Annotated in this window: 17 protein-coding genes and 1 tRNA gene; 8 read left to right on the forward strand and 10 right to left on the reverse strand. The window is 73.3% G+C overall.

The window, feature by feature from the left end; all coding sequences use genetic code 11:
• Nucleotides 1-18 precede the first annotated feature (18 nt).
• From lysA to ACFYZ4_RS20425, 3 genes are all read right to left on the reverse strand, one after another.
• Nucleotides 19-1,410 (reverse strand): diaminopimelate decarboxylase, encoded by a 1,392-nt coding sequence (gene lysA, locus ACFYZ4_RS20415; RefSeq protein ID WP_351303536.1) that lies wholly within the window; start codon nucleotides 1,408-1,410, stop codon nucleotides 19-21.
• Between the two features lie 19 nt (nucleotides 1,411-1,429).
• Complete coding sequence (nrtL, locus tag ACFYZ4_RS20420; RefSeq protein ID WP_351303538.1) at nucleotides 1,430-2,410, reverse strand: ArgS-related anticodon-binding protein NrtL; 981 nt, start codon at nucleotides 2,408-2,410, stop codon at nucleotides 1,430-1,432.
• Between the two features lie 70 nt (nucleotides 2,411-2,480).
• Nucleotides 2,481-2,978 carry a response regulator gene (locus ACFYZ4_RS20425; RefSeq protein WP_351303555.1) on the reverse strand — a complete coding sequence of 166 codons (498 nt, stop codon included), beginning with the start codon at nucleotides 2,976-2,978 and terminating at the stop codon, nucleotides 2,481-2,483.
• An 83-nt stretch (nucleotides 2,979-3,061) separates the two neighbouring features.
• On the opposite strand from ACFYZ4_RS20425, the gene ACFYZ4_RS20430 reads away from it, so the two are divergent.
• Nucleotides 3,062-3,133: transfer RNA gene (locus tag ACFYZ4_RS20430), tRNA-Arg, on the forward strand.
• 213 nt (nucleotides 3,134-3,346) lie between these two features.
• Complete coding sequence (locus tag ACFYZ4_RS20435) at nucleotides 3,347-3,937, forward strand: hypothetical protein (RefSeq protein ID WP_390784493.1); 591 nt, start codon at nucleotides 3,347-3,349, stop codon at nucleotides 3,935-3,937.
• On the opposite strand, the gene ACFYZ4_RS20440 is transcribed toward ACFYZ4_RS20435, so the two are convergent.
• The 4 genes from ACFYZ4_RS20440 to ACFYZ4_RS20455 form a co-directional block, all read right to left on the reverse strand.
• Complete coding sequence (locus ACFYZ4_RS20440) at nucleotides 3,895-4,737, reverse strand: nuclease-related domain-containing protein (RefSeq protein ID WP_390784494.1); 843 nt, start codon at nucleotides 4,735-4,737, stop codon at nucleotides 3,895-3,897. The two genes, ACFYZ4_RS20435 and ACFYZ4_RS20440, sit on opposite strands and share 43 nt — an antisense overlap.
• Before the next feature lie 75 nt (nucleotides 4,738-4,812).
• Nucleotides 4,813-6,450: a hypothetical protein gene (locus ACFYZ4_RS20445; RefSeq protein WP_384342822.1), complete on the reverse strand. Its 1,638-nt coding sequence runs from the start codon at nucleotides 6,448-6,450 to the stop codon at nucleotides 4,813-4,815.
• A gap of 45 nt (nucleotides 6,451-6,495) precedes the next feature.
• A complete protein-coding gene (locus ACFYZ4_RS20450) occupies nucleotides 6,496-6,888 on the reverse strand; it encodes a hypothetical protein (protein ID WP_351583548.1) in 393 nt (130 codons plus the stop codon).
• Complete coding sequence (locus ACFYZ4_RS20455; RefSeq protein WP_390784495.1) at nucleotides 6,885-9,326, reverse strand: AAA family ATPase; 2,442 nt, start codon at nucleotides 9,324-9,326, stop codon at nucleotides 6,885-6,887. The genes ACFYZ4_RS20450 and ACFYZ4_RS20455 overlap by 4 nt, the downstream gene beginning before the upstream one ends.
• A gap of 362 nt (nucleotides 9,327-9,688) precedes the next feature.
• Here ACFYZ4_RS20455 and ACFYZ4_RS20460 point away from each other — a divergent pair, with 362 nt between their 5' ends.
• Nucleotides 9,689-10,672 carry an XdhC family protein gene (locus ACFYZ4_RS20460; protein WP_390784496.1) on the forward strand — a complete coding sequence of 328 codons (984 nt, stop codon included), beginning with the start codon at nucleotides 9,689-9,691 and terminating at the stop codon, nucleotides 10,670-10,672.
• A 108-nt stretch (nucleotides 10,673-10,780) separates the two neighbouring features.
• Nucleotides 10,781-11,176 carry a DUF6479 family protein gene (locus ACFYZ4_RS20465; RefSeq protein ID WP_351298558.1) on the forward strand — a complete coding sequence of 132 codons (396 nt, stop codon included), beginning with the start codon at nucleotides 10,781-10,783 and terminating at the stop codon, nucleotides 11,174-11,176.
• 51 nt (nucleotides 11,177-11,227) lie between these two features.
• Here ACFYZ4_RS20465 and ACFYZ4_RS20470 read toward each other — a convergent pair whose 3' ends face one another.
• The gene (locus ACFYZ4_RS20470; protein ID WP_390784517.1) at nucleotides 11,228-12,139 is read right to left on the reverse strand and encodes an ATP-dependent DNA ligase; all 912 of its coding nucleotides are present in this window, start codon (nucleotides 12,137-12,139) and stop codon (nucleotides 11,228-11,230) included.
• The gene (gene ligD / locus ACFYZ4_RS20475) at nucleotides 12,139-13,035 is read right to left on the reverse strand and encodes a non-homologous end-joining DNA ligase (protein WP_390784497.1); all 897 of its coding nucleotides are present in this window, start codon (nucleotides 13,033-13,035) and stop codon (nucleotides 12,139-12,141) included. Before ligD ends, ACFYZ4_RS20470 begins: the two co-directional genes overlap by 1 nt.
• Before the next feature lie 31 nt (nucleotides 13,036-13,066).
• On the opposite strand from ligD, the gene ACFYZ4_RS20480 reads away from it, so the two are divergent.
• A complete protein-coding gene (locus ACFYZ4_RS20480) occupies nucleotides 13,067-14,155 on the forward strand; it encodes a Ku protein (RefSeq protein ID WP_390784498.1) in 1,089 nt (362 codons plus the stop codon).
• A 140-nt stretch (nucleotides 14,156-14,295) separates the two neighbouring features.
• Here the strand turns inward: ACFYZ4_RS20480 and ACFYZ4_RS20485 are convergent, their stop codons facing one another.
• On the reverse strand, nucleotides 14,296-15,099 hold the full coding sequence (locus ACFYZ4_RS20485) for a nuclease-related domain-containing protein (RefSeq protein WP_390784499.1): 804 nt from the start codon (nucleotides 15,097-15,099) through the stop codon (nucleotides 14,296-14,298).
• A 215-nt stretch (nucleotides 15,100-15,314) separates the two neighbouring features.
• On the opposite strand from ACFYZ4_RS20485, the gene ACFYZ4_RS20490 reads away from it, so the two are divergent.
• From ACFYZ4_RS20490 to ACFYZ4_RS20500, 3 genes are all read left to right on the forward strand, one after another.
• Nucleotides 15,315-15,950, forward strand: coding sequence for a hypothetical protein (locus ACFYZ4_RS20490; RefSeq protein ID WP_351303765.1), 636 nt, complete (start codon nucleotides 15,315-15,317; stop codon nucleotides 15,948-15,950).
• A 118-nt stretch (nucleotides 15,951-16,068) separates the two neighbouring features.
• Nucleotides 16,069-16,833 carry a hypothetical protein gene (locus tag ACFYZ4_RS20495; RefSeq protein WP_390784500.1) on the forward strand — a complete coding sequence of 255 codons (765 nt, stop codon included), beginning with the start codon at nucleotides 16,069-16,071 and terminating at the stop codon, nucleotides 16,831-16,833.
• Complete coding sequence (locus ACFYZ4_RS20500; RefSeq protein WP_351303771.1) at nucleotides 16,830-18,065, forward strand: HAMP domain-containing sensor histidine kinase; 1,236 nt, start codon at nucleotides 16,830-16,832, stop codon at nucleotides 18,063-18,065. The genes ACFYZ4_RS20495 and ACFYZ4_RS20500 overlap by 4 nt, the downstream gene beginning before the upstream one ends.
• The last annotated feature ends 172 nt before the right edge of the window (nucleotides 18,066-18,237 follow it).

Here is an 18,237-nt window from a genome sequence, read left to right on the forward strand (position 1 = left end):
AGTGAGACACCAATTTCATTATCCGAGGTCGAGACGCAGGAGATCTTCCTCCGTCTCCCGGCGGACGATGACTCGGGCCTGTCCGTCACGCACGGCGACGACGGGCGGGCGCAGCGCGTGGTTGTAGTTGCTGGCCATGGAGCGGCAGTACGCGCCGGTGGCCGGGACGGCGAGGAGGTCGCCGGGGGCCAGGTCGGCGGGCAGGAAGGCGTCCTTCACGACGATGTCGCCGCTCTCGCAGTGCTTGCCGACGACGCGTACGAGCATGGGCTCGGCGGTGGAATTGCGGGAGACGAGGGAAATCGAGTACTCGGCGTCGTACAGGGCCGTCCGAATGTTGTCGGACATCCCGCCGTCGACGGAGACGTAGGTGCGCAGCCCCTCCAGCGGCTTGATCGTCCCCACCTCGTAGAGGGTGAAGGCGGTCGGGCCGACGATGGCGCGGCCGGGCTCCACGGAGATCCGCGGGGCGCGCAGTCCGGCGCTCTCGCACTCCCGGGCCACGATCTCGTGCAGGGCCTTGGCGATCTCGTGGGGCTCGCGCGGGTCGTCGTTCGAGGTGTAGGCGATGCCGAGCCCGCCGCCGAGGTCGATCTCGGGCAGCTCCACGCCGTGCTCGTCGCGCACGGCGGCGAGCAGCCGCACGACGCGCTTGGCGGAGACCTCGAAGCCGGCCATGTCGAAGATCTGCGACCCGATGTGGGAGTGGACGCCGAGCAGCTCCAGGCTGTCGTGGCCGAGCGCGCGCCGCACCGCCTCGGCGGCGGACCCGTCCGCGACGGCGATCCCGAACTTCTGGTCCTCGTGGGCGGTGGCGATGAACTCGTGGGTGTGCGCCTCGACGCCGACCGTCACGCGGATCTGCACGGGCTGGCGCACGCCGAGCTCACGGGCGATGTGCGCGACGCGGGCGATCTCCTGGAAGGAGTCGAGGACGATGCGTCCGACCCCGGCCTCGACGGCCCTGCGGATCTCGCCCTCGGACTTGTTGTTGCCGTGGAAGGCGATGCGGGGGGCGGGCATCCCGGCGGCGAGCGCGGTGGCCAGCTCACCGCCGGAGCAGACGTCGACGTTCAGCCCCTCTTCCTTCAGCCACTTCACGACGGCCTTGGAGAGGAACGCCTTCCCGGCGTAGAAGACGTCGGCGTCGGGACCGAAGGCGTGCGCCCAGGCCCGGCACCGCGCCCGGAAGTCCTCTTCGTCGAGGAAGTACGCGGGCGTACCGAACTCCTCGGCGAGCCGGGTCACTTCGATGCCGCCGACGGACACGACGCCCTCGTTGTCGCGCGTGACGGTCCGCGCCCAGACCTTCTCGTCCAGCGCGTTCAGGTCGGCGGGCGGCGGGGAGTAGTGGCCCTCGGGCAGGACGTCGGCGTGGCGGGGTCCGGCGGGGTGCGCGGAACGGCTCATCGGTATCTCTCTTCGCGGTTCACAGTCGTGTCGGTGCGTCCATGCCGAGCAGGGCCAGGCCGCCGGCCAGCACCGTCCCGGCGGCTTCGGCAAGTGCCAGCCGGGCGCGGTGGGCGGCCGAGGGTTTCTCGTCACCTTGGGGCAGTACGCGGTATTGGAAGTCGAGCAGCGCGTCCGCCACCTCGACGAGGTCCCGGGTGAGCCGCTCGGGCGCACGGTGGTGCGCGGCGGCTTCGAGGGCGAGCGGGTGGTCGGCGAGGGCGCGCAGCAGCGCGGGCGCGTCGGAGACCTCCCCGGTCTCGGGGCGGAAGCCCAGCTGGTCGGCGTTCCGGAGCAGCGCCCGGCTGCGGGCGTGGGCGTACCGCACCCGGAAGAACTCGTTGGCCTCACCCTGGAGGAGCAGCAGCTCGGAGAAGACGGGGGTCTCCCGGGGCGGCACGGAGAGCATCCGCCAGTGCGCGGCCGCGGCCCCGTACCGGGCGACGACGTCGGAGTCCCGCTTGGCGAGGGGGGCGACGGGCAGGCTCTCGGGCAGATCGCGCCCGGTGCCGCCCTGGGCGCACACGAGCCGCAGGACGGCACGGCGCACAACGCGCTCGCGCAGCCCGCCCTCGGTCTCGTCGTCGAGGGAGGCGAACATGGCCCCGCCCCGCACGTCCCGGATGACGATGTCGCGCATGACGGCGTCGCGCACGACATCGGGGGCGGAGGGCGCGGACAGCACGAAATTGAGGAACCCGGCTCCCGTGACCTCGACGTGCTCGATGCCGGACTCCGCGCCGAGCCGGCGGGCCAGTACGTCCGCCACGTCACGGGGCGGGCAGCCGGCCGCCTTGGCGACCTGGAAGGCGACGGGGGTGGCGTACTCCCCCACCCCACCGGGCCGGGTCCGCTCGATCACGACCCGCTCGGGCGCGGCCGCGGCGGCGGCCAGCTCCCCGTCCACGACGGCGCAGCGCACGGCGCGTACGACGCAAGGGGAGAGGTCTGCGGGGGTCACGGGACCAGCCTAGGGGAGACGCCGCGTCATCCCACGAAGGGTTTCGCCATGTGAACAGGAGGCCGGGGGCTCAGCCCCTCCCGCGTCCGGCGGGCGCTCCCTTCCTCCCGTCGCGCCGGTCCTTGCGCTCGACCAGCCTGCGTACGACGCGCACGAGCTCGGCGGGCTCGAAGGGCTTCGCGAGGAAGGCGTCCACCCCGGCCGCGATCCCGGCCTCCACCTCCTGCTGCGTGCAGGCGCTCACGATGGCGACGGGCACGTCCCTGGTCCGCGGATCGGCCCGCAACTGCGCGGCCGCCCCGAACCCGTCCAGCCGCGGCATGACCACGTCGAGCGTGATCACATCGGGGCACACACGATGGACCACGTCCAGACACTCGGCACCATCGTTCGCGGTCACGACCTCGAAGCCCTCCAGCTCGAGATTGACCTTGATCAGCTGCCGGATGACCTTGTTGTCGTCGACAACAAGCACCCGGCCTGAGACGCCTGGCACAACTCGAGAGTAGGTCGAGCCGGGCCCCCGCGTCCGGGTTTTTGCCACTTCCACCCCCTGCGGGCGACCCACCCCCTCCTCCCCCGGAAACCCGTTCCTGATCACCCCACGGAAGCTGGTAGTGTTCAACCCGTCGCCGCAACACCAGCGACCGCGCCCCCGTAGCTCAGGGGATAGAGCAACGGCCTCCGGAGCCGTGTGCGCAGGTTCGAATCCTGCCGGGGGCACTTCGCAGGAAGTGCCCAAAGACCCCGCCATCAGCGCCTCAGCTGAGACGGGGTCTTCGCGTATGCGCGGCCAACTGCCATGCTGTGCAGCCGTATGACCGTGCCGTGGCCCGGGGGGATCTCGTGGATGTGAATACGCTCGCCGTCGCGCTCATAGGGGTCGGGGGGACGTTGGGCGGCACTTTGGGTGGGGCGGTGCTCAGCCAGCGGGCTGTGCGGGCTCAGGCGGCGGAGCAGAATCGGCGTGCCGACCGCGAGCGTGACGAGGGGCGCGCCGAGCGGGCGTTCGAGGCCAAGCGTGAGCTCTATGCCCGGCTGAACACCGCGGCTCGCGCCTACCGGGTCGCCGCCCGGGACACCGTCGAAGCCGCCGAACGCGGTGAGGGCGTCGATCCGGCGTTGCTCGACGCCGCGAAGGAAGCCTGGGCCGAGCAGTACTCCCAGGCGCAGATGGCACTGTCGAACGAGGTCCTGGACGTGGCCTCGGCGCTCAACAGGTCGCTCGGAGTGGGGTACTCGGTCGTCAAGGACCTGCCGGACAGTCCCCGGCTCGACGAGGCGTACCGGCGGGCCAAGACGTGGTTCGGCGGCTCGCTGTCCGACGGCGTGTATCTGCTGCGGGTCACCCTGCGCCATGACCTCGGTGTGGAGGTCGAGCCCGGCTTCGAGCAGTCCCGGACGCGGATGCTCGCCGCGCTCGGCAGTGCGCGGGACAGCCTCGCGCACGCACTCGCCGCGGAGCGAGGCGCTGCCCGCGCCGGTCATGCGGCGAGCCACGCCCTTCGGTCGCGGGCGACGCCGTAGATCTGCTCGACCTGAGGTGAGCTGAACACTCCCGAGAGAGGGGCGAGGGCGGAGACCTCCCGTTCCTGGTAGACGCGGATCGTGAGCTGCGTGGCGACGACGTCGAGCGTGAGGACGTCGACGAAGACCAGGACCGGTACGACGGGCACGGCGAAGTCGCAGTGCTCCTCGAGCACCTTCCGCGCGCGGTCGGCCTCCGACCGGCTCTTGATCCCGTACGGCTGGGCCTTGCCGCCGTTGATCTTCACCATGTCGTCCCCGACCCAGACGGTCTTCCGCGGGTGCCGCTTCGTGTTGACGGTGAAGACCCCGCCGGGGCCGATGAGCAGGTGGTCGATGTCGACCTGGCGCGGCAAGGGCACGGAGTGCAGGACGCGCCACCCCTGACGGGTCAGCCGGTCCAGTTCCACCCCGACCCGGCGCTCGCCCGCCAGACCGCTGCGCCACGCGTCCCCGTCGGTCCCGCGCCGGAGCACCCGGGCGACCGCACGCCCCAGGAGACCGGGCCCCGTCCGGCCGAGCCGCTTCCGCAGCTCCTCACCGGGGCGGTTGGAAGCGAGGTCGTACTCCGGTGTCAGCGGGGGCAGCGTCGGCCCGGGGACGGTTTCCGGGGAATCCGACGGAACGTAGGCCGCCCGGCGGGCCAGCGCGTCCAGGACGGCGTCACCGTAGCCCATGCGCAGGAACGTGATCCCTCCTGTCGTACGGTCCACCCACGCCACCGCCGTCCCGTCCGGCAGGTTCACGTACAGACGATCGTGCCCGTACCGCTTCCACGAAGTGACCCGCAACTCGTCCACCCGTCCCCCTGACGCTCACCGCGACCCTCCAGCCATGGCACCAGCGGCTCCCCACCCCCACAAGAGCGCCGGGGGTCAGGTGAGGGTGTTGGTGAGGTGGGGGCCTATGTAGCCGACGAAGATGCCGTGGGTGGCGCAGGAGGCGTCGTGGTAGTGGAGGCGGGGGGCGACCGTGTTGCCGCCGCCGATTCTGATGTGCGCGCCCATGAAGACCCTGCGGGTGGGGTCGACGTGGTCCGGTACGGGGAAGGTGCGTTCCTTGCGCCAGTCGGTCTTGCTCTTCACCGACTTCGACTCGTCCCGGATGATCTTCCGGGGGGAGATGGCGTGCATGCCCTCGGGCACGTCCTCGCACCACTGCTTGAAGTCACGGGAGGTGTCGCCGCCGGCCGCGGCGTCGGCGTAGTCGCTGAGCGCCAGCAGGGCGTCCCACGTCATGCGGCCCCAGGAGGAGCCGTACGCCTGGTCGTCGAGTTCGAGGGTGATCTTGCGGGAGCCGGTGAAGTGGACGCGGGGCATCTCGGCGATCCGGGCGAGGATCTCCGCGAAGGACGCCGGTCCGGCAGGTCCGGGCTCGACCGGCATGTACGCGGCCTCGCCGGCGTGGAGTACCAGGAGCCTCTTCTGGAGGGCCCGTACCTGGGCCTTGGCGCGCTGCAGGTCCCGGTACTGCTCGTCGTACTCGACCGTCAGCAGCGATTCGCCCTGCCGAGCGCTCTGCAGTTCCTGCTTCAGGTCCCGGATCTCGTCGGCCCGGACCCGCTGCTCGCGCCCCGCCTCCTCCAGGATCTCGAAGAGGGCGTGGTTCTCGTCCTTCAGCCGTTCCAGCTCGGACGTCCCGACGCCTTCCTTGGTGCGGGCGCGCAGGAGGGGTACGGAGTCGAGGGCCGGCGGCAGCGGGGCGTGGGTCGCCAGGCTCTGCGGCAGCTGGGCGAGGAGATGGCGGGCCCGCGCCGGGCTCTCGGTGACGGCCTTGCGGGACATCACGCGGTGGCGCTGCCCGTCGGCCGCCCAGGCCGGGTCCACTCCCGGCAGGTAGGTGCGGATCCCGCCGGCGAAGACCTGGTGGTGTTCCAGGGCCCGGTTGAAGTGCGGCTCGGCCTCGGGCGCGAGGACGTAGAGGACGGCGAGGCCGGCCAGCGGGCGGACCAGGGGGTCCACGGTGCCTTCCAGCCACGCGTCGAAGTCCACGCCGTACGGGGTGCTGGCCACGACGACGGGCAGGCGCCGCCGCTCGTCGCACAGCTCGTCGATGACGGAGTCGACGTCGTCGACCTCGATGACCTGCGGCATCCGCGTCACGTCGGCCAGCCCGTCGCGCGCCTGGAGCACGTCGAGCAGGTTTCCGGCGAGCCGGGGGGTCTTGGCCGGTACGGGAAGGGCGTGCGGGTCGTCGGGAAGGTGCTCCACGTCCAGCTGGACCCAGGTCGGGCCGGCCCCGGCCTGCCGGATCACGACGGTCGTCTGCCAGGTCCCGTCCGGGGTGGTCTCCCGGAGCCGCCAGCGTCCGTACGTTCCCGACGCCCCGGTGGCGGAGTCGTGGTCGAGGGTCACGCCCCGGGCTATCTCGTTGCGCCCCTCGGCGAAGGCGTCGATGTCGTACTGCTTGGGCGGCTCCTTCAGCCAGTTCCGCAGCCGGTCGTCGACCTGGGCTCCGGTTCCGACGTAGTCGAGTCCGCTGGTGACGACCATGCGGTAGCGGCGGGTGTCCACGTGGGGCGTTCCTTCCTTGCATACAGACCGCGGTACTGGCTGCCGTCAGGGCCCGGTGGGGGACGCGGCGGACGGCATGGCGCGCAGGAGTTCCGTGACGTCGGCGTGCCAGGCCTTCACCTCGGCCGGAGTGGGCGGCAGTTCGTAGGTGTGGTGGTGGCAGGCGGCGCTGAGGGCGGACCAGACGACGTACCACTGGCGGGCCACCGAGGGGCTCACGTACCAGTCCAGGCAGAGCGCCTTGGTCCGGCCCCTGCTGTGGACCATGCGGGGGCTGACGCTCCGCCAGAAGTCGTCCATGGCCTCGTCCAGGGCCAGCCGCAGCAGGGCGGCCGCGGCGCGGGCGCGCAGTCCGGGCGCGAGCGTGGGCGTCGTACCGGGCGGGGGCGTGAGCAGCTCGCCGGCGGCGGCCACGAGGGGGTGCGGAGGGCGGGTCACCGGTGCTGCACCGCCCGCGCGAGCCGCTCGGTCTCGCGTACCAGGTCCAGGGGGGCTCGGGACGGGGCGGGGGCCTGGTGGGCGCCCGCGTTGCACCGCTCGATCAGGACGCGCGCCCACGGGCCGTGGTCCTGGGCGACCGCGGCGAGCACCTCGGCCGGCGCCATCGTGCTGTCGTAGAAGGCGAGCGCGGCCAACTCGGTCAGTTTGTACGTCCTGCCGATCCTCGCCTCGACCTCGTCGTGGCTGTGCCCGTCGGCGCGCAGCCGGCGCCGCGCCGGCTCCAGGTAGGCGGCCTCCAGCGCTCCCCGGCACATCTGGGGCAGCACCCGGTCGGCGACGTCCGGCGGCAGGTTGCGGTCGCTCGCCACGGCCCGGGCCTCGCCCAGGGCGAGGGAGACCGGGTCGTCGGTCCGGGTGACCCGGACGACGGAGTCGGTCTGCCGCGAGACCTGCATGATCGTCGCGGGGACGCGCAGTTGACGGATGGCCTGCTGGAGCCGGGTGTCGTGGGTGAAGACGACCACTTGCCGGTTGCGGGAGTGGAGTTGGAGGACGCGGGCGAGTCCTTCGACCTTCTCCGGGTCCATGGACTGCACCGGGTCGTCGATCACGAGGAAGCCGTAGGGGCTGTCCGGGTGCGTGGCGCGCGGGAGGAACAGCGAGAGCGCGAGCGAGTGGAGTTCGCCCTGGCTCATCACGCCGAAGGCGGGCGCGTCGATGGTGTCCACGGAGGCGTCGAGCACGACCTTGCGCTGGTTGGCGGTGCCCGCGAGGCTGATCGAGCCGAGCGAGACGCTGCTGCGCTCGCACAGCAGCTTCCAGATGGTCTGCGACTGGTCGGCGAAGGGCCGCAGCCGTTCCTCGCGCAGTTCGTCGGTGACCTTCCTCAGCCACGCGCGCCCGTCCTTGATCTGTTTGACGAGCGGCCGGGCCGCCTCCGCCTTCTCCACCTCGCGCAGGCATTCGGTCAGGCGCAGGGCGAGGGGCTGCCACCGTCCGTCCTGTTCCGCGATCCGGTCCACGGCCTCCTCGCTCAGCTGCCGGCAGGCGTCGGCCATCGCGGCCGCCACGCGCTCGATCCGGTCCGCGAGTGCGCGCGGGTCGGTGACGTCCCGGCAGCCGGCCCAGTCGTGCCAGAGCGAGGCGAACGGCGAGGCATCGCCCTGGAGCCAGCCCGGAACCGGCTGTACGAGGTCCCGTACGGCCCGCACCGCGGCCGCCAGGCCCGTACGGGCGCTCTGCGCCTCGGCGGCCTCCCGCCGGAGCCGTTCCACCTGGTCCCGGGCGCGCGCGGACCAGCCCTCGTCGAGGCGGCTTTCGCCGCCGCACACGGGGCAGTCGCCGGATCGCGGGTGGCGGCGGCGGTGGTCCAGGGCGCGCTCCAGCAGTTCGATGAGCTGCCGGGCGTCCTCGGCGGCGCCGAACCGGGCGTCCTCGGCGACGGCGGCGGCCTCCCGGAGCCGGGTGACCGCGCCCGCGACCTCGTGCGGGTCGGGGCCTTCGAGGCCGGCGAGGCGGCGCAGCCGGGCGAGTTCGGCGCCGTCCGTCGCGATCTGGCCCTTGAGCAGCGCGCGTAACCGGTCGAGGTCGGGGTGGCGTCCGCCGAGCGCCGCCGCGGCTTCGGCGGCCCGCGGGTCGTCGGACTCCGACAGTTCGGCGATGACGGCGCGGACCAGCTCGGTGGCCCCCGTGACCGTGTCGGTGAGCTTCTTCGCGCGGGTCCGGGCTTCGGTGTCGGCGTCGGCGAGCAGGTCCAGACCGAGGATCTGCGCGAGCGCGTCGTGCAGGGCGCTCATCCGCCCGGTGATCATCGCGCCGAGCTCGCTGTAGGAGAGGAACGGCCGGTAGGTGACGAGGTCTTCGGCGTCGATGACCTCGCGGGGGTCCTGCTCGGGCCCGCCGGGGCGGTGGACCACCGTCCGGGAGTCTTCCAGGCCGTTGCCGTGCCAGCTCCTGCGCACGGTCAGCGGAGCGCCGCGGGCGTCGCCGCGCCCGCCTCCGTGGCCGTCGTCGTCGCCGTGGACGTCGCGGTCGCCGTCGAGGCAGAGCTGCACCGACACCTGCGGAGCGCTGTGGTCGTGGAGGTTGCGCCAGCCCTGCTTCCAGATCTGAGTACGGTCCAGCCAGCGGAAGTTGTCCCCGGTGAGCACGATCTCCGCCGCCTCGGCGAAGCTCGACTTCCCCGAGCCGTTGCGGCCGGCGATCACGGTGAGGCCGGGGCCGGGTTCGAGGTCGAGCGTCGCGGCCGGCCCGATGCCGCGCCAGCCGGCGGCCGAGATCGACCGCAGGTACACCGGCCCGGCCCGACCGCCGCTCCTGGTCCGCACCTCGGGCAGCAGCCCGGCCACGAGCTCCCGGGTCGCGGGGGCCAGCCCGGACGCCGCGAGGCGGCCGAGTACCAGGTCGCGGAGGGAGGGCTGGGGCTGGTCACGCACGGCGGCTCCTTGCGGTGGCACGGGTCCTGGTGACGACACGGGTCCTCGGCGGCACGGGGCCTGGGGGCGGCCCTGGTCGAGCTGTCCGCCCATGGTGCCCGAGTCCACCGCCCCCGCGAGGCGGAACCGTCCAGCGCGCACGCGAAGCCTCCGGCCGGTACCCGCCGGGCCCGGTCCCGCCGTTGCGTGCGGCGGTTGCGTGTCACGGTTCCGGTGGTCTGTACGAGGGAGGTGGGGCGGGGTCTGTGGGTTTGGGGGGTGGGTAGGGATGGGGGGCGTGCTTAGGGTGGTTCTGAGCCCGCATTGTGCCGTTGACCTGGCGCTTTGCGGGGAGTGAGCTCGGAGTGGATGGGGCGGCACAGATGCGTGAGCTGGTGGAGACGGCGCGGCAGTGGGTGGCCGAGGGGCGGGCGGGGTACCTGGCCCGGCCCGTGACCGAGCAGGGGTTCGGGCCGCGGGATCCGGCCGGGGCCGTGCTCGTCGATGCGCGGGGGGAGTGCGTCGGCGCCCTGTACCGGGGCGTCTTCGACGCCGAGCTGATCGCCGAGGCCGGGGCCCTGCGGCCCGGGGACACCGCACGGGTGTGCGAGGTGTCGGTGCGGCTGGCCGAGGCCGTGGAGGCGAAGCTGACGTGTGGCGGGCAGGCCGAGGTGCTGCTCCAGCCGCTGTCGGCGATCCCGGCCGAGTGGTGGGAGCTGCTCGGCGAGGGGGTCGGCGCGGCGTTGGTGACCCGGCTGAACGAGGCCGCCGACCAGGCCTCCAGTGAGGTCGTACGGGCCACGGACGTCCCGCGCGACGATGCCGGGCGGCGGGCCGGCGAGCTGCTGGCCGTCCGGCGGCCCGGGCGGGACGCGCTGTACGGGCAGTCCGGGCTGGTGCTGGTCGAGGCGCACCCGTCGGCCCCGTACGTGGTCATCGGCGGCAACGGCGAGCTGGCCGAGATCATCGAGCGGCAGGCGCTGCTGCTGGGCTGGGAGGCCGCGCTGGTCACCGGCCGGGAGGAGGCCGCCAAGCTGATCGAGGCGCGCCGGGACGCGGCGTGCGTGGTCATGCTGAGCCACGACGAGGAGTTCGACGTGCCGACGCTACGGGTGGCGCTGGACGCGGGGGTTCCGTACATCGGGGCGCTCGGGTCGCGGCGCACGACGGCGCGGCGGCGGGAGGGGCTGATCTCCGCGGGGGTGAGCGAGGCCCGGCTGGCCCTCGTCCACGGCCCGATCGGCCTGGACCTCGGGGCCCGTACGCCGGCGGAGACCGCGCTGGCGATCTGCGCCGAGATCCTGGGGGTCCTGGGAGCCCGCACGGCGGGCGCGCTGCGGGACTCCGAGGGGCCCATCAACTCCTAGTTCCGCTCTGCCTCGCCGGCGTCTCGCGTCCGCGTTCCGCCCCTGGTGCCGCACGGCCCCCGGGGCGGAAGTGCGCGTATCCGGGCAATGTGAGCGAAACTGAGCAGCATGGACACGATCCTGAGCGTGGACGCGATCCTCAGCCACATCGCGTGGTTCCTGTTCGTCGGACTGGTCGTCGTCGCCCTGCTGCTCGGCGGATTCAAGCTGGGTCAGCGGGTGCGGGCCAAGGAACCGCCGCCGCCCACCACCGCGGAACAGCCGAACCTGCCGAACGGCGGGGCGGTCTACGAGGTCCGCGAGGAGCGGGATCCCGTGGAGATCCCCGAGGGCGGCCTGAGGCCGCATGAAATGCAGGGCTACGGAAACTTCGGCTCCACGACCTCCACCCATCCGGACGAGGTCAGGAAGGAGCGCGAGTCCGGATACAAGCTGCCCGAAGGCCCGGGCCCGCACCCGCAGCCGGGATCTCCCCCGGACTCGGGACGCGGCGCACACGCCTGACCCGGGGCTGCCACCATCGGCGCACCCTCTGACCCGCGCGCCCCGCGCGGGTCAGAGGTCTGACCGCAGTCGGAGCACTTCCGGGGGCGGGTGCCGGGTCGAGGTGTGCCGGACCTCCGCCGTGAGCGGCGGGTCGAGCGGCCGGAAGGGGACCTCCCCGAGCCCGATCGCCGTCACCGTGGCCGTGGCCGTGGACGCGGCCGTGGACGCGGCCGTCGCGGAGGGAGCCGCGCGCGAGGCCAGTTCCGCGGCCACCTCCGCGCGCAGCGCCGCCGTCAGCGGGCTCGACACCAGCGGGGCTTCGTCCCCGACCGGCAGGACGAGCACCAGGGCGAGCGGCCGGCGCGCGGTCCCCGTGTAGCCGACCACCGCCGCGTCCCGGACGTCCGTGTGCCGGAGCTTCTGCCAGCCGCGCCGCCCGGCCGGGTAGGCCTGGTCCAGCCGCTTGACGACCAGTCCCTCGATACCGCTGGCGGGCAGGGTCTCGTACCAGGTGGCGGCCAGTTCCGGGTCGGTCGTCATCGGTACGGGCTGCAGCGGCGGCCCGAGCGGCAGGAGCAGGTCGACGAGGAGCGCGCGTCGGCGCTCGTACGAGCGGGCGCGCAGGTCGAGCCCGGCCAGTTCCAGTACGTCGAAGGCGGCGTACGAGGCCGGCAGGCTCTGGGCGAGTACGGCGGCCCGCGCGGCCGTGGCCGCCGCCCGCCGCTGGACGAGGGCGAAGTCCGTACGGCCGGCGTGCCAGACCACCACCTCCCCGTCGAGGACCGTCGCGGCGGGCAGTTGCAGCGCGGCCGCGGCCAGGTCGGGGAAGGCACTGGTCACGATGCGGCCGGAGCGCGCCTGGAGGACCACCTGCTCGGCCGTGCGCACGATCACCAGCCGGTGGCCGTCGAACTTCGGCTCGTACGCCAGCCCCGCCGCGCGCGGCAGGGTGCGTACGGCCGCGGCCAGCGCGACCCGGATCACGGCGGGCCGCCGGGCAGGCTGCCGGCCCGGTCCGGGTCGGTCAGCGGGGCGAAGAGGTCCCCGTCACGCTCCAGACGCGGCGCGATGTCGTCGGCGAGGAAGACCAGGGCGGCGGGGGTCCGGCAGGCCTCGACCTCCTCCCAGGACACCGGCGCGGACACGGTCGGGCGGGCCCGCGCGCGCAGGGTGTACGGGGCTGCGGTGGTCTTGGCGGCGGCGTTCTGGCTGTGGTCGACGAAGACCTTGCCGGGGCGCAGGGCCTTGGCCATGCGGTGCACCACCAGGTCGGGGAGCTCGCGCTCGGCCTCCTGGGCGAGCTGCTTCGCGTACGCCGACACCTGCGCGGACGGGGTCGGCTCCAGCGGCACGGCCAGGTGCATGCCCTTGGAGCCGGAGGTCTTGGCGTAGGCGTGCAGGCCGTCGGCGGCGAGCCGCTCGCGCAGCCAGAGCGCGGCGGCGCAGCACTCGACGACGGTCGCGGGCGCGCCGGGGTCGAGGTCGAGGACCATCCGGTCGGCGACGGCGGGGCTGCCGGCGGGCCACTGGGGGGTGTGGAGCTCCACGACGAGGTTGGCGGCCCACATGAGGGAGGCCATGTCGGCGATGACCACCTGCTCGGCGGACAGGTCGTCGGAGCGGGGCACAGGGGTGGTCTTCACCCAGTCGGGTGTGCCGGGCGGCGGATTCTTGGTGAAGAAGAGCTGGCCGTCCGGTCCGTCGGGATAGCGCAGGAAGGACACCGGCCGGTCGTGGACGTGGGCGAGGAGCGGGCCCGCGACGGTGGCGTAGTAGTGGAGCACCTCGCCCTTGGTGAAGCCGGTCTCCGGGTAGAGGACCTTGTCGAGATTGCTGAGCGCGATGCGACGGCCCTCCACCATGGTGATCGGCGTCATACGATGAGACTGCCACGAAACAGGAGGAACCGTGCGATCCATATGGAACGGGGCGATCTCCTTCGGCCTGGTCAGCATTCCGATCAAGCTCGTGAACGCCACCGAAAGCCACTCGATCTCCTTCCGCCAGATCCACCTCGACGACGGCGGGCGGATCCGCTACCGCAAGGTGTGCGAGCTGGACGGCGAGGAGGTGCCGAGCGCCGAGATCGGCAAGGGGTACGAGGAGGCCGACGGGTCGGTCATCCCGATCACGGACGAGGACCTGGCGCAGTTGCCGCTGGCGACCGCGAAGACGATCGAGATCATGTCGTTCGTGCCCGCCGACGAGATCGATCCGTTGCAGATGGACGCGGCGTACTACCTCGCGGCGAACGGGGCGACGGCGGCCAAGCCGTACACGCTCCTGCGGGAGGCGCTGAAGCGCAGCCGGAAGGTCGCGATCGCCAAGTACGCGCTGCGGGGGCGGGAGCGGCTGGGCATGCTGCGGGTCGTCGACGACGTGATCGCGATGCACGGGCTGCTGTGGCCGGACGAGATCCGGGCGCCGGAAGGAGTGGCGCCTGAGGTCACGGTGTCGGTGCGGGAGGCCGAACTCGACCTGGCGGACGCCCTGATGGCGACGCTGGGCGAGGTGGACATGGCCTCGCTGCACGACGACTACCGGGACGCCGTGGAGGCGATGATCGCGGCGAAGGCGGGGGGCGGGTTCGAGCCGGTGGAGGCCGAGCGGGAGCCGGCCGGGGGCCAGGTGATCGACCTGATGGCGGCGCTGGAGAAGAGCGTGCGGGCGGCGAAGGCGTCTCGGGGGGAGGGGGATGCGGATGCTGCGGGTGCGGGTGCGGGTGCCGCGGATGCGGGTGCCGGGGGTGAGGTGACTCCGCTACGGCGCAAGGCGCGGGGTGCGGGTGCGGCTGCGCCGAAGACGGTGGGCGGGAAGAAGTCGACGGCGGCTTCGGCGAAGAAGACGTCGGCGTCGGCGTCGGCCGCGACGAAGAAGAAGTCGACCACGGGCAAGTCGTCGGCCACGAAGTCCACTTCGGGTGCGGCCGCGGCCGCGAAGAAGTCGGGGGCGGCCGCGAAGAAGTCGGCGATGCCTCGGAAGCGGTCCTCCGCCTGAGGGGGCGGGGCGCGGGCGGGGCCTGCGGCGCTCTCCCCTACCCGCCCCTTCCCGAACTGGGGCTCCGCCCCAGACCCCGCGCCTCAAACGCCGGCGAGGCTGGAATTTGCGCGGCGCAGCCGGAGGGTGCGGTCGGCGGGCTACGTGGAGGGGAGCCAGGTTCTTGTGTCCCGGGCTTGGGCGAAGAGGGTTTCGATTTCTGGGGGTTTGAGGGTGGTGGGGGATCCCGTGAGGTCCGAAGTGGCCGTCGGGGAGTGGAGGATGCGGATGTCGCGGACCGTGGGGGCCTTGTCGATGCGGGACGCGTCGACCAGGGCCAGGGACGGGGTGACGCGGGCGGTGAGGGCCAGGGAGGCGCGGGCTGCCGCGCGGCGGAGCCAGCGGGGGTCCGGGCGCGGTTCCGTACGGCCCACCGTGAGCAGGAGGTCGCCGACCACCGCGCGCTGACGGCGGCCCGGGACCGTACGCACGCAGAAGATCCCGGCCGGCCCGATGAGCAGGTGGTCGATGCGACCCAGGCCCGGCAGCGGAACGCAGTGCAGGATCCGCCAGCCGTCCGGCTCCAGGGCGTCGAAGGCGTCGCCCATCCGCTGCTGCGCGGTGAGGTCCTGGCGCAGCCGGTGCCGGGCGCGGGTGCCGGCCGAGCCGTGTTCGAGGTCGCCGAGCAAGGTCTCGCCGGGCCGGTTCGGGGCCAGGTCCGCGTCCGGTGGGAGGGCGAGGCGCCGCAGGTCGGCCGCCGTGGGGACCGGGGGCGGGCCGATCGAGACGGTCCCGCTCAGGTAGGGGCGCAGCACCGCCAGGATCGCCTCGCGGTGGTCGTCCGCGAGGACGCTGATCCGGTTGGCCTGCCTGTCGTACCAGGCAACCGCCTGCCCGTCGGGCAGGTTGACGTACAGCCGGCCGCGGCCGGGCCGGCCGCTCGGCAATACCTTGAGTCCGCGCATCGCCCTCACCCCCGCCGTCCATGGGAGCAGCCGGAACGCCGCACCACAATCCCTCGGTTGTGTAACGACTCCGACGGGACGTTGCGGCTTCGCTGTTACACGTCCGGGGCTCGGCCGCAACGGCCGGCGCCTAGGTTTGTCCCACCTGGACGCGCCAGGGCCCGACCAGCACGAGCACCAGTACGAGCACCAGCACCAGCACCGAAGGGCTTCCCGTGAGCACCGTCAGCCGCCGCCGCACCCTCGTTCGCGCCGCCGCCGTGACCGCATGTGCCGCGAGCCTGCTGGCGCTGCCCACCGCCGCCGCGCTGGCCGAAGGGGTGCCGGCAGCCTCGTCCGCGCACTCCGCGGCACCGCAGCGGACCCTGGTCAAGAGCCTCTCCCTCGCGGACGGCGCGTCCACGGCGAAGGTCTACCGCCTCGCCCAGGGTGCGTACCAGGCCGAGATCCTGGCCGCCGACGGTTCCAAGGCGACCACGCTGACCAGCCACGACGGCGTCACCGACTTCGGCGCGGCCGGGGAGCTGCACGCCTCGCTGGACTCCTCCGGGCAGCTGACCTCCTGGGTCGGTGACACCACCGCGCAGGGCGGCGGGCACGTCGTCGCGGGCGACGGGCACAAGACCGGTACCCGCAGCGGGCACGTGGTCCCCGCCTCGGCTCCGCAGCGGCCCGCCGCGAGCGGCCTCCGGGATCTCACCTCCGGGCCGGCCGACGCGCAGCGCCTGAGCACGCTGGCCGACGGACCGGGCGAGGGCGTGCTGCTGCTCGCGGCCGGCGGCGGTATCGCGGCCGTCGGCGCCGCCGGGCTCGGCTTCGCGATGCTGCGCCGAGGGCGCACGGACAACTGACCTCCCAAAGGGGACGTACCTCCGCATATGGTTGACGTCATCGGTCGGCATCGGTCGACATCGCCGGCGTCGTAGTGCGGAGAGGAGGGCACGGGGACCTGTGAAGAGGCTTCGCACCTTGGGCCCCTCCCTGCCGGCCCTGGCTCTGCTTCCGCTGCTGGCCGGCTGCGGCGACACCGGCGGGCTGGTCGCGGCCGGCGCCACGCCGACCGCGAGCGGGCCCGTTCACCTGTGGCCCGACCGTACGGGGGCGTCCGTACCGCCCGCCGATCCGGGCGGGGCCCCGCCCGAGTACGTGAAGGGGATCCAGCCCGTCCACGACCGTGACGTGCACGGCGTCGATCCGGTGGCCCTCGTCCAGGCGGAGCTGCGGGCCCACCCGAACACCGAAGTCGGCGCCGACGGGATGCCGGCCGAGACGGCGGCCGCGATCAGGGCGTGCGCGAAGGACGGGGAGGGCGGGGAGGGCGGGGGCGCGGAGCCCGAGGCGTGCCCGGTGCTGACGCCGTACTACCGGGACCTCACGGGCAACGGCAAGGACGAGCTGATCGTCGGCATCGAGTTCCCCGATCGGATGATGTCCGTACGGGTGTACACGGCGGACCCGGACGGACGGCTCAACCGGATCATGGCGACCACGCAGACCGTCATCTCGGTGGAACTGGCCGGGCGGGACGTGGTCCTGCGGGTGCCCAGCGGGAACCACGGCTACGAGCTGATCACCGCGTGGTCCTGGGACGAGAAGCAGCTCACCATGCTGCCGACGCGCGAGCAGATCGTACGGGTGCCCGCGAGTGGGCAGGGCCCGGCGGACCGCGGCCCCGGATCCGGCCTCGGTCCCCACCCCGGCCGCGGATCCGATCCCGAGCCGGTCCGGCCGTGAGACCGAGGCTGCCCGCCTGGACGGCCACGCTGACCTGGAAGTCGGCGTGTTTCATCGTGGTGATGTGCTGCTCGCTGGCGGCCGTGCTGGGTGTGCTCGTCCACGTGGAGGTCACCCGGCAGACGGTGGCCACGGCCCGCGAGAAGGCACTCGGCAAACTGCACGACGGCTCGCGCGCGTACGAGGCGGGCGAGGCCCTGCCGCGCGATACGGGGCTGGATCCCGTGGGCCTGCCGCCGGCGCTGCGGGCGCTCGCCGTCAGCGGGCAGCGGGGGACGGTCGTGGCGGAGTACCGGGGCCGCCCCGTGATGTGGGCGGCGGCTCCGGCGGACGGCCGGGCGCTGGCGACCGCCGTGGACTACGGGCAGAGCGCGCGCACGATCAGCGGCCTGGACAAGGCGATCATCGGATCCTCGCTGCTGGCGATCGGCGGCACGCTGCTGTTCGGCGCGTTCGCGGTGACCCGGGTGACGCGGCGGCTGCACCAGACGGCGACCGTGGCACGACGGATCACCCAGGGCGACCTCGACGCGCGGGTGGACGACCCGCGGACGAAGGACCCCTCGCGGCACCAGGACGAGGTGGCGACGGTGGCCGGGGCGCTGGACACGATGGCGGGCAGCCTCCAGTCGAAGCTGGAGAGCGAGCGGCGGTTCACGGCGGACGTGGCGCACGAACTGCGCACACCGCTGACGGGGTTGCAGGCGGCGTCGGAACTGTTGCCGGAGAGCCGGCCGACTGAGCTGGTGCGCGAGCGGGTACGGACGATGCGGCAGCTGACGGAGGACCTGCTGGAGATCTCCCGGCTGGACTCGGGCAGCGAGGCGGTCGAGACCGACCTGCACCAGCTGGGGCGGCTGGCCGGGCGGGTGGTACGGGCTTCGGGGACGGACACGGAGGTGGTGATCGTCCGGGACGCGCACGTGGAGACGGACCGGCGCCGGCTTGAACGGGTGCTGGGCAACCTGGTGGCCAACGCCCACCGGCACGGGCGCCCGCCGGTCGTCCTGACGGTGGACGGGCCGGTGGTGACGGTACGGGATCACGGCGACGGCTTCCCCGACTACCTCCTGGCACACGGCCCGCAACGCTTCCGCAGCGGCGGCGGCAAGGGCCACGGCCTGGGCCTGACGATCGCGGCGGGCCAGGCGGCGGCGATCGGCGCCCGCCTGGAATTCCGCCAAGCCCCCAACGGCGGCGCCCAGGCCACCCTCTCGCTACCCGGCTCCTGACCGAAGGCCCGCCAGGCCCGACCTCGACTCCCCTACCGGGGGCTTGGCTTGCGGGGCTCGGCTCCTGCCGGAGGCTAGGTGAGCGGGCACCTCCCGCTAGACGGACGGCGATACGGCTCCCGTGCCGGGGCGCGGCTGGAAGTTCGACGGCACGAGCGCGCGCTACCCGCAC

It is taken from the genome of Streptomyces sp. NPDC001513, assembly GCF_042894695.1.
Taxonomy (GTDB): domain Bacteria; phylum Actinomycetota; class Actinomycetes; order Streptomycetales; family Streptomycetaceae; genus Streptomyces.